A 9,984-nucleotide genomic window follows, 5' to 3' on the forward strand; every position below is an offset into this window, starting at 1 on the left:
GCATGTTCCGCGTCCTTGCAATACTGTGTTTACATACAGTCTATCGCTTAGCGGAAAGTTCTTTTACCCTCAGCCGAAATGCCTGCCGTTGCTAGACATTGCCAGCCAGTGCCCGTCACTCCCACTCGATTGTAAACAAGCACACAAAACCCTTTAGTGACAACAATTTGCAAGAACTATCAGGCTCAGTGCCATGAAAAATACCATGACCAGATCATGAGGTTGAACACGGCTTGCGCCGGCAGCGTTCACGCTCCTGGTCGGCGATCTCGCCCGGCTGCAATGCTAGCTCAGCATCGGTCATGCGCTCCAGCACGTCGCGTAGGCGGATGGTGCAAGGAATGGGCGGCAGCTCGAACTCATAGCCGCCGGCGATCATTTCGGCCGCAATCTCCTCGGTGATGAAAAACGGCTCGTCGTCTTGGTTCGGCTTCTTCATGCCCTTTCCTCCTGGCGCTCATCCTGGCCGACAGCGGCCAGGGCATCGGCTTCCGTCAATGCGTCCTCCACGAACGCGCCGTGCTGCTTCGCTTCGGCCTGGCTGACCTCGGCCCATATCCGTTTCACCTGGGCCGCACTGTACCCGGCCAGCTCGGCGGTCTTGTTGATGCTGTAGCCGGACTTGCGCAGCGCGACAACTTGGGCGCGGCGCTTCGGATCAGCACGGCGGCCCTTGTACCGCCCGGCCTGGCGGGCCAACTCAATGCCTTGGCGCTGGCGTTCGCGCCTGTCCTCGTAGTCGTCGCGGGCCATCTGCAAGGCCAGGCGAAAAAGCATGATCTGCACGGCTTCCAGCACGATCTTGGCGACGCCCTGGGCCTCGGCCGCCAGGTCGGATAGATCGACCACGCCAGGGACGGCCAGGCGTGCGCCTTTGGCCTGTATCGAGGCCACCAGGCGCTCGGCCTCGGGCAAAGGTAGGCGGCTGATGCGGTCGATCTTCTCGGCAATGACCACCTCGCCGGGCTGTAGGTCGCCGATCATGCGCAGCAGCTCAGGCCGGTCGGCGCGTGCGCCGGATGCCTTCTCACGGTAGATGCCGGCGACGTAGTAGCCGGCGGCCTTCGCGGCCGTAGTGATCGCCTCTTGGCGTTCCAAGTCCTGCGCGTCGGTGCTGACGCGCAGATAGACCCGCGCCACCATCGGCGCGGCTACTGGCTTCGTCCTGCGCATACTTGCGGGCTCCTTTGGGCATACTCAAATGCACCCATCTTAAACTGGCAGCTAATGTACAAAAGTTGATAGAAGCACACAAGTTCAATTTTGCACTTCTGCCCCACTATTGCAAAACTGCTTGTTAGTAGCCGTTTTTTCTTACTGTTTATAGATTCAATAATTTTTGAAACGAAAAATTGGGACTAAACATTTCGGTTTCGTTTTCTGTCGATTCGTCCTGCGTATCTTTTGCATAAACAAACATTTGTTGTTCGTAGTTTTCGATGGCATTTTCAATACTTGTAAATTCTCCGTTTGTAAGGTTTTCAGACAATATCAAAGCATCCAATAATCCCGTATTTACACCCTGTCCTGCAAAAGGCGACATCAAATGAGCAGCATCGCCAATCATTGTTATGGGTAATGGACGGTTACTTTTCCAATCATTGTTCAAAGGAAATTTCCTTGTGGGCAAGCATTGAAATGTTGATACCGAACGTATTAATTGTTTGTAAACTTCACTCCATTTGGAAAATCTTTTCAATAAAAAATCGGCAACGCTGTTTCTGTCCTGAAAATCTAAGGGAATTTTATTTTTCCATTCATCGGGCGTTTTAAAACTAATTCCTAAATACAATGCACCATTATTATTGGGATTGGCAAACAATAAAATGCCCTGATGTCCCGCCATTAATCGGTTGCCGTTGCATAGCTGAAAAAATCCGGGACAGTTTATTTCCGGTTGAAGAATATCAGCTTGGATGTTGAAAGTACCGGTTTCTTCAACTTGCGTGTCGGTAACAAAGCTCCTTATTTTCGACATTCCACCATTGGCAAGAATAACCAAATCTGCTGTTTCACTCGGTTTATTCTCAAAAGTTAGTGTCCACTTCTTCTTACCAGGTTCAAGCATAACAAGTTTTCTATCCCAAATAACCGTGTCGTTTTCTAAACTATTCAACAAGATAGCCCTTAAGTCATTTCTGTTTATTTCAGGATTGTCAAATCGATTTTCGGGCTTTACATTTTTTGTGGATAAAATATTGCCTTTTTCATCAGCAATATTTACACCCATTGGTAAGGCTAAGTCATAATAAGTTTGTAACAATCCCGCTTTTTTCATTGCTTCCTGACCTGAACCTTTGTGTAGGTCAAGGGTTCCACCAAAAATTCTTGCCTCTCGGTCGTTGTCTCTTTCGTAAACTGAAACGTCTATGCCGTTTTGCTGTAATAATTTTGCCATAGTCAGTCCAACGGGTCCACCACCAATTATTGCAACGTTCTTATCACTAAGTAAATTCATTTGTTTGTCCGTATCTATTCGCATTGTCATTCAAAAATGGCACATAACAAGTGGCTATACGCCAAATGGCGTATATATCCACTATATCTTATTTTGCTAAACCTTTCATTATCAGTGACAAATCCGTTTTCAACCGTTTACCGTTCGTTTCTACTCTCTCAAAAGGATTTATATTCATAGTGCTTTTTGTTAAGTTTTGCTCAAATATACAAATCCTTTCTATATATCTAACAAATCCATCGGACTTTTTAATTGTTCCATTCCCTTGGTGGTAATATGTGTATAAACCTCAGTTGTTTTACTGCTTGAATGACCTAACAACGATTGAATATAACGTAAACTCGTACCATTCTCAAGCAAATGCGTTGCAAAGCTATGTCGTAAGGTATGTACAGTAACTTCCTTTTGAATCTTTGCTTTTAAAACAGCTGCTTTAAAAATGTTTTGAATACTTCGGCTTGAGTATGCGCCACCTTTTTGACCTTCAAATAAATAATCTTTTGGTTTATATTCCATAAAGTATGTTCTTAAAATAATTAATGTTTTCTCAGATAAAATGGTATAACGATCTCTTTTTCCTTTTGACTGTTCTATACGAATTTGCATGCGCTTGGAGTCAATGTCTTTTATTTTCAGGTTTATACATTCAGAAATGCGCAAACCTGCCGAATAAATAGTCATCAGAATAGCCTTGTGTTTCACGTTTTCAATAGCGCGTAGTACCCGAATGGTTTCTTCTTCACTCATCACAACAGGAAGTGTTTTTTCTTTTTTTGGTCTTTCGATGAAATATGTTTTCCGTTGTCCACCCAAAACACGTTCGTAATAAAACTGGCACTGTTGCAAAGTTAGCGATGAGGCAGCCTTTTGTCTTATTCAAAGGCCTTACATTTCAAAAACTCTGCTTACCAGGCGCATTTCGCCCAGGGGATCACCATAATAAAATGCTGAGGCCTGGCCTTTGCGTAGTGCACGCATCACCTCAATACCTTTGATGGTGGCGTAAGCCGTCTTCATGGATTTAAATCCCAGCGTGGCGCCGATTATCCGTTTCAGTTTGCCATGATCGCATTCAATCACGTTGTTCCGGTACTTAATCTGTCGGTGTTCAACGTCAGACGGGCACCGGCCTTCGCGTTTGAGCAGAGCAAGCGCGCGACCATAGGCGGGCGCTTTATCCGTGTTGATGAATCGCGGGATCTGCCACTTCTTCACGTTGTTGAGGATTTTACCCAGAAACCGGTATGCAGCTTTGCTGTTACGACGGGAGGAGAGATAAAAATCGACAGTGCGGCCCCGGCTGTCGACGGCCCGGTACAGATACGCCCAGCGGCCATTGACCTTCACGTAGGTTTCATCCATGTGCCACGGGCAAAGATCGGAAGGGTTACGCCAGTACCAGCGCAGCCGTTTTTCCATTTCAGGCGCATAACGCTGAACCCAGCGGTAAATCGTGGAGTGATCGACATTCACTCCGCGTTCAGCCAGCATCTCCTGCAGCTCACGGTAACTGATGCCGTATTTGCAGTACCAGCGTACGGCCCACAGAATGATGTCACGCTGAAAATGCCGGCCTTTGAATGGGTTCATGTGCAGCTCCATCAGCAAAAGGGGATGATAAGTTTATCACCACCGACTATTTGCAACAGTGCCGATAAAAATATATCATCATGAACAATAAAACTGTCTGCTTACATAAACAGTAATACAAGGGGTGTTATGAGCCATATTCAACGGGAAACGTCTTGCTCGAGGCCGCGATTAAATTCCAACCTGGATGCTGATTTATATGGGTATAGATGGGCTCGCGATAATGTCGGGCAATCAGGTGCGACAATCTATCGATTGTATGGGAAGCCCGATGCGCCAGAGTTGTTTCTGAAACATGGCAAAGGTAGCGTTGCCAATGATGTTACAGATGAGATGGTCAGACTAAACTGGCTGACGGCATTTATGCCTCTTCCGACCATCAAGCATTTTATCCGTACTCCTGATGATGCATGGTTACTCACCACTGCGATCCCCGGGAAAACAGCATTCCAGGTATTAGAAGAATATCCTGATTCAGGTGAAAATATTGTTGATGCGCTGGCAGCGTTCCTGCGCCGGTTGCATTCGATTCCTGTTTGTAATTGTCCTTTTAACAGCGATCGCGCATTTCGTCTCGCTCAGGCGCAATCACGAATGAATAACGGTTTGGTTGATGCGAGTGATTTTGATGACGAGCGTAATGGCTGGCCTGTTGAACAAGTCTGGAAAGAAATGCATAAGCTTTTGCCATTCTCACCGGATTCAGTCGTCACTCATGGTGATTTCTCACTTGATAACCTTATTTTTGACGAGGGGAAATTAATAGGTTGTATTGATGTTGGACGAGTCGGAATCGCAGACCGATACCAGGATCTTGCCATCCTATGGAACTGCCTCGGTGAGTTTTCTCCTTCATTACAGAAACGGCTTTTTCAAAAATATGGTATTGATAATCCTGATATGAATAAATTGCAGTTTCATTTGATGCTCGATGAGTTTTTCTAATCAGAATTGGTTAATTGGTTGTAACACTGGCAGAGCATTACGCTGACTTGACGGGACGGCGCTTCCCTACCCTCATGGCCGCCTCCCAGGAATCGACCCAGGTGCTTATCGTGGACATAATCCTTTACTCATAAATTTATCTTATTCCATTATTGTACCTGTCACGCAAAACTTGCAGAAAAGCCATAAACGCAGGAGAATCCTGTCGGCGGTGAGGATAATAAATATGGTAGCCGTCAAAATATGGACACCACTCGGTCAGAACAGCAATCAGCTTGCCGCTTTTGATATATCCATCTGCAACATACTCGGGAATATAGGCAATCCCCAGCCCGTCTAATGCTGCATCGAGCTGATGAATCGTGCTGTTCGCAATATATTGCCCTTTGACTTTCAGACTGAATTTCTGAGCATCTTTCTCGAATTCCCAGGCGTACAATCCACTCGTATCAGAATAGCGGACGTTAATGCAGTTGTGGTTCAAAAGATCCTGCGGCTTCCTGGGCTTAGCATAACGCTTAAAATGGCACTGTTGCAAAGTTAGCGATGAGGCAGCCTTTTGTCTTATTCAAAGGCCTTACATTTCAAAAACTCTGCTTACCAGGCGCATTTCGCCCAGGGGATCACCATAATAAAATGCTGAGGCCTGGCCTTTGCGTAGTGCACGCATCACCTCAATACCTTTGATGGTGGCGTAAGCCGTCTTCATGGATTTAAATCCCAGCGTGGCGCCGATTATCCGTTTCAGTTTGCCATGATCGCATTCAATCACGTTGTTCCGGTACTTAATCTGTCGGTGTTCAACGTCAGACGGGCACCGGCCTTCGCGTTTGAGCAGAGCAAGCGCGCGACCATAGGCGGGCGCTTTATCCGTGTTGATGAATCGCGGGATCTGCCACTTCTTCACGTTGTTGAGGATTTTACCCAGAAACCGGTATGCAGCTTTGCTGTTACGACGGGAGGAGAGATAAAAATCGACAGTGCGGCCCCGGCTGTCGACGGCCCGGTACAGATACGCCCAGCGGCCATTGACCTTCACGTAGGTTTCATCCATGTGCCACGGGCGAAGATCGGAAGGGTTACGCCAGTACCAGCGCAGCCGTTTTTCCATTTCAGGCGCATAACGCTGAACCCAGCGGTAAATCGTGGAGTGATCGACATTCACTCCGCGTTCAGCCAGCATCTCCTGCAGCTCACGGTAACTGATGCCGTATTTGCAGTACCAGCGTACGGCCCACAGAATGATGTCACGCTGAAAATGCCGGCCTTTGAATGGGTTCATGTGCAGCTCCATCAGCAAAAGGGGATGATAAGTTTATCACCACCGACTATTTGCAACAGTGCCGTTCAGGCAGTACTTCATCAACCAGCAAGGCGGCACTTTCGGCCATCCGCCGCGCCCCACAGCTCGGGCAGAAACCGCGACGCTTACAGCTGAAAGCGACCAGGTGCTCGGCGTGGCAAGACTCGCAGCGAACCCGTAGAAAGCCATGCTCCAGCCGCCCGCATTGGAGAAATTCTTCAAATTCCCGTTGCACATAGCCCGGCAATTCCTTTCCCTGCTCTGCCATAAGCGCAGCGAATGCCGGGTAATACTCGTCAACGATCTGATAGAGAAGGGTTTGCTCGGGTCGGTGGCTCTGGTAACGACCAGTATCCCGATCCCGGCTGGCCGTCCTGGCCGCCACATGAGGCATGTTCCGCGTCCTTGCAATACTGTGTTTACATACAGTCTATCGCTTAGCGGAAAGTTCTTTTACCCTCAGCCGAAATGCCTGCCGTTGCTAGACATTGCCAGCCAGTGCCCGTCACTCCCACTCTATTGATGTGTGCTTAAAAAACAGGAGGGTTTAACTTGGTAAACTATACATACTCATTAGGAGTTTACCATGAGCAAGAAACAGAAGACTTACACCGCAGAATTTAAAGCTGAAGCCATAAAAGCCATTGAAGAGAACCAAGGTAATGTATCGGAATCCGCTAGACAACTTGGCATTTCAATGCAAACCCTTTCGAACTGGAATAACAAAGCAAAGGCTGGAACTTTAGCAGGCACAAAACAGTATTCGCCCGATCTAAACGCCTTACTCGAAGAAAATAAGAAGCTTAAACAACAGCTCAAAACAGCTGAAATGGAACGTGAATTTTTAAAAAAGGCAGCAGCGTACTTTGCCAAAGAAAGTCAGTGAGGTACGCCTATATGAAATCGCAAAGCCACTTATTTCCGATTATTTTAATGGCTCGATTACTTCGTGTATCCGTTTCTCGCTTTTATGATTGGCTAAAGCGAGGCATGAGTAAAAGATCAATTCAGCGAAATCAGCAGACAATTTTGGTCAAAATAGCCCATGAAGAAACCAAACAAAGCTATGGCTATGTTCGATTAACCAAGCATTTACAAGCGCAAGGTATCAAAATAAGTACGTATGCTGTGCGCCAAATAAAAAAATCAAATCAGTTGTATTGTAAGCGCCATAAGCGTTTCAAAAGAACCACGAACAGTGATCACAACCGTTCTATTTATGACAATTTACTCAAGCAACAGTTTTCAATGACGAAGCCTAATCTTGCGTGGTCGAGTGACATTACCTACATTTGGACGGCTGAGGGCTGGTTGTACTTGGCAGCTGTCAAAGATCTTTACACGAAACAGGTTGTTGGCTATAGCTTAAATGAGCGCATGACAGCCAAGCTTGTTTGTGATGCATTGAATATGGCTATTCGCAATCAGAAACCTGCTAAAGATCTCATTGTACATTCAGATAGAGGCAGCCAATATTGCAGTAATGAATATCGAAACTTACTTGAGAAATTTGATTTTCAGGGTTCAATGAGCAAAAAAGGCGACTGCTTTGATAATGCACCGATAGAGAGTTTCTGGGGCATACTCAAAAATGAACTAGTCCATCATCGCAACTACAAAACAAGGGAAGAAGCCAAAGCGGATATTACAAAATATATAGAGTTATTTTATAATCAGCGAAGAATTCAAAAAGGCTTGGATTTTAAGACACCAAATCAAATGGCAGAAGACTTTTATCGGTTAGCTGCCTAGAATCTCCCAAGTGAAAGTCTCCTGCTAATTCAGCACACATCACTGTTGATAAATTTTCTAAACAAAAAGGATCAAACTAATCTATAAGCTTTGTGGGTTAGAAAAAAAATAACTCACTTTGCATTGATCATATTTAAATTCTTGTTTTATCCATAGCACTAACCTATTAATTTTAAAAAATAATAGGTACTGGCTAAATAGCAAATCGATACATATCTTTTTCATAGAGGAAATATGATTTTAGTAAGTTCTTGTCTGGCTGGCTTAAAGGTACGTTATAACGGGACGCATAGCTTAAACGAAAAAATCGAAAAATTAGTCAAAGATGGAAAAGCTACTATGGTATGTCCAGAGATTCTTGGCGGTTTATCAACACCACGCGAACCTGCCGAGATTTCGGGAGGTAATGGCGATGATGTCTTAGATGGAAAAGCCTGTGTAATTGAAAAATCAGGAAAGGATGTGACTTCAATCTATATTGAAGGGGCATATAGAACTTTAAAAAAAGTTCAATTATTAAAAGCTACTCTGGTAGTGCTTAAAGAAAATAGCCCTTCATGTGGTAGTTCAATGATTTACGATGGTCAATTTAATGGGAATAAGATCTATGGCAATGGAGTTACCTCCGCTTTGCTTAAACGTCATAATATAAAAGTCATTTCAGAAGAAACTTTTTGGCAACTTTTACCCTAGTTCCTCCGCTTTTATTTAAAATCTTCATGCAACTCCAACCACGCCCCCCTTTGCAATATCAAGTCTCTTCGGTATTTAGAGATATAGTGAGGTAATAATCTAAGAAGCATATCCATTACTTCCACATCAGTTAAAAAGTAGTGGTTCAATTTTATGCTGTAATTCTTTAACAATTTTAGCAAGCTGATCATGTAAAACTAACCAACATTGCTCATGACCTTGCCCAATATATTCATCTATTATGAGTTGCAAAATGTCTTGATCTATCTGACTTAAGAATTCTAAAAACCATGTCGCAGCAACATCCTTGGCAACTATTGTTTTATGATCTAATGTATAAGCTATACGGCATAGCGCTAAAATTTGATTACATTCATCCTGATCGTCTTTCCAATGAGCAATAATTTGTGGATAAGTTTTTTGCATGGCAAATATTAATTGTTCATAGCTAATTGGATTTAACCAATCGCAAATATCAGGTCCAAAGATAGTAATGTTATGTAATTGGGCAGTTTTAAGTAAAATACTAATATCTGGATCAGATTGACTATAAAGTAATTCACCTTTGAGTAATTCTTCTCTCAACCACTCGCCATATTGTAGCTGATATGTATATGGATGATTTTTATTGGTAATACTCCCTTTTTCTAATATCGTAATTTCTAAGGCACGCGCTGTAGCATGACCAATCGGAACAGATATATTTAGAAAATTCTGCGCTAATTGTTTTCTTTCCTGATCGGTAATTTCACGTTCAATAATAACTAAAATATCAAGATCACTTTTATGTTTTAAACCACCATCAACATACGAACCATATAAATAAATAGCATAAAGCTTATCTTTAAAATTTTTTTGTAAAAGCTGTTTTACACTTTCAACTTGGCGACACTCTTCATCATTTAAGCTTTGCATATGATTTTTAATTTAAAAAAATAAGTAATGAATTCATAGAGCATTATACAGAATAAGTGTAAATAATTTAATCAATTAGTAAATAACATACTATTTTTACAATATATTTACTTTCAATATAGAGTTTAATACATAAAACTCTATCAATCAAAAAAAGCTTGAAACAACATCTGAATAGTAAGAGTCATTTCCTCCTCACTTAGAGATGGATCCGGAAATTTGAACAACTCCTATAAGTGATACTCTGCTCCTCAAATGATGTTATAAACATCAATATATGGAGTATTTTATGGCACGTAGACCAAGAAGAAATCATTCAAACGACTTT

The 9,984-nt window shown here is 43.6% G+C and carries 11 protein-coding genes and 1 pseudogene; 3 read left to right on the top strand and 9 right to left on the bottom strand.

The window, feature by feature from the left end; genetic code table 11:
• Window positions 1–214 precede the first annotated feature (214 nt).
• From FTU71_RS13875 to FTU71_RS13895, 5 genes are all read right to left on the bottom strand, one after another.
• Window positions 215–439, bottom strand: coding sequence for a hypothetical protein (locus tag FTU71_RS13875; protein ID WP_000743213.1), 225 nt, complete (start codon window positions 437–439; stop codon window positions 215–217).
• Complete coding sequence (locus FTU71_RS13880) at window positions 436–1,173, bottom strand: recombinase family protein (RefSeq protein ID WP_001366550.1); 738 nt, start codon at window positions 1,171–1,173, stop codon at window positions 436–438. The genes FTU71_RS13875 and FTU71_RS13880 overlap by 4 nt, the downstream gene beginning before the upstream one ends.
• 148 nt (window positions 1,174–1,321) lie before the next feature.
• On the bottom strand, window positions 1,322–2,488 hold the full coding sequence (locus FTU71_RS13885) for a tetracycline-inactivating monooxygenase Tet(X3) (protein WP_024160783.1): 1,167 nt from the start codon (window positions 2,486–2,488) through the stop codon (window positions 1,322–1,324).
• 189 nt (window positions 2,489–2,677) lie between these two features.
• Entirely contained in the window at window positions 2,678–3,271 is a 594-nt protein-coding gene (locus FTU71_RS13890) for a tyrosine-type recombinase/integrase (RefSeq protein ID WP_205779272.1), read from the bottom strand.
• A gap of 72 nt (window positions 3,272–3,343) precedes the next feature.
• On the bottom strand, window positions 3,344–4,048 hold the full coding sequence (locus FTU71_RS13895) for an IS6-like element IS26 family transposase (RefSeq protein WP_001067855.1): 705 nt from the start codon (window positions 4,046–4,048) through the stop codon (window positions 3,344–3,346).
• A gap of 129 nt (window positions 4,049–4,177) precedes the next feature.
• On the opposite strand from FTU71_RS13895, the gene FTU71_RS13900 reads away from it, so the two are divergent.
• A complete protein-coding gene (locus tag FTU71_RS13900; protein WP_000018323.1) occupies window positions 4,178–4,993 on the top strand; it encodes an APH(3')-I family aminoglycoside O-phosphotransferase in 816 nt (271 codons plus the stop codon).
• A 136-nt stretch (window positions 4,994–5,129) separates the two neighbouring features.
• Here FTU71_RS13900 and FTU71_RS13905 read toward each other — a convergent pair whose 3' ends face one another.
• From FTU71_RS13905 to FTU71_RS13915, 3 genes and pseudogenes are all read right to left on the bottom strand, one after another.
• Window positions 5,130–5,531, bottom strand: a complete 402-nt coding sequence (locus FTU71_RS13905; RefSeq protein WP_001183556.1) for a LysR substrate-binding domain-containing protein — start codon at window positions 5,529–5,531, stop codon at window positions 5,130–5,132.
• 39 nt (window positions 5,532–5,570) lie between these two features.
• Entirely contained in the window at window positions 5,571–6,275 is a 705-nt protein-coding gene (locus FTU71_RS13910) for an IS6-like element IS26 family transposase (RefSeq protein WP_163451784.1), read from the bottom strand.
• A 61-nt stretch (window positions 6,276–6,336) separates the two neighbouring features.
• A pseudogene (locus FTU71_RS13915) lies at window positions 6,337–6,690 on the bottom strand (transposase zinc-binding domain-containing protein); the annotation flags it as partial.
• A gap of 192 nt (window positions 6,691–6,882) precedes the next feature.
• Between FTU71_RS13915 and FTU71_RS13920 the strand changes: the two are divergent.
• Window positions 6,883–8,048, top strand: a protein-coding gene (locus FTU71_RS13920) for an IS3 family transposase (RefSeq protein ID WP_119285041.1) whose coding sequence is annotated in 2 segments (ribosomal slippage) — window positions 6,883–7,141 and window positions 7,141–8,048 — 1,167 coding nt in all. Because the reading frame shifts where the segments join, the coding sequence is not laid out codon by codon here.
• Between the two features lie 234 nt (window positions 8,049–8,282).
• Entirely contained in the window at window positions 8,283–8,741 is a 459-nt protein-coding gene (locus tag FTU71_RS13925) for a DUF523 domain-containing protein (RefSeq protein ID WP_077170035.1), read from the top strand.
• Window positions 8,742–8,867: 126 nt separating this feature from the next.
• Here FTU71_RS13925 and FTU71_RS13930 read toward each other — a convergent pair whose 3' ends face one another.
• The gene (locus FTU71_RS13930) at window positions 8,868–9,656 is read right to left on the bottom strand and encodes an aminoglycoside adenylyltransferase domain-containing protein (RefSeq protein WP_038350081.1); all 789 of its coding nucleotides are present in this window, start codon (window positions 9,654–9,656) and stop codon (window positions 8,868–8,870) included.
• Window positions 9,657–9,984: the final 328 nt, after the last annotated feature.

The sequence above is a fragment of the Acinetobacter sp. YH12136 genome (genome assembly GCF_013418545.1).
GTDB lineage: Bacteria > Pseudomonadota > Gammaproteobacteria > Pseudomonadales > Moraxellaceae > Acinetobacter > Acinetobacter towneri.

Excerpts from the sequence above, each read along its gene's own strand:
- FTU71_RS13910 (WP_163451784.1), bottom strand. The coding sequence starts at position 6,275 with ATGAACCCATTCAAAGGCCGGCATTTTCAGCGTGACATCATTCTGTGG.
- FTU71_RS13900 (WP_000018323.1), top strand. The coding sequence starts at position 4,178 with ATGAGCCATATTCAACGGGAAACGTCTTGCTCGAGGCCGCGATTAAAT.
- FTU71_RS13880 (WP_001366550.1), bottom strand. The coding sequence starts at position 1,173 with ATGCGCAGGACGAAGCCAGTAGCCGCGCCGATGGTGGCGCGGGTCTAT.
- FTU71_RS13885 (WP_024160783.1), bottom strand. The coding sequence starts at position 2,488 with ATGACAATGCGAATAGATACGGACAAACAAATGAATTTACTTAGTGAT.
- FTU71_RS13930 (WP_038350081.1), bottom strand. The coding sequence starts at position 9,656 with ATGCAAAGCTTAAATGATGAAGAGTGTCGCCAAGTTGAAAGTGTAAAA.
- FTU71_RS13895 (WP_001067855.1), bottom strand. The coding sequence starts at position 4,048 with ATGAACCCATTCAAAGGCCGGCATTTTCAGCGTGACATCATTCTGTGG.
- FTU71_RS13925 (WP_077170035.1), top strand. The coding sequence starts at position 8,283 with ATGATTTTAGTAAGTTCTTGTCTGGCTGGCTTAAAGGTACGTTATAAC.
- FTU71_RS13875 (WP_000743213.1), bottom strand. The coding sequence starts at position 439 with ATGAAGAAGCCGAACCAAGACGACGAGCCGTTTTTCATCACCGAGGAG.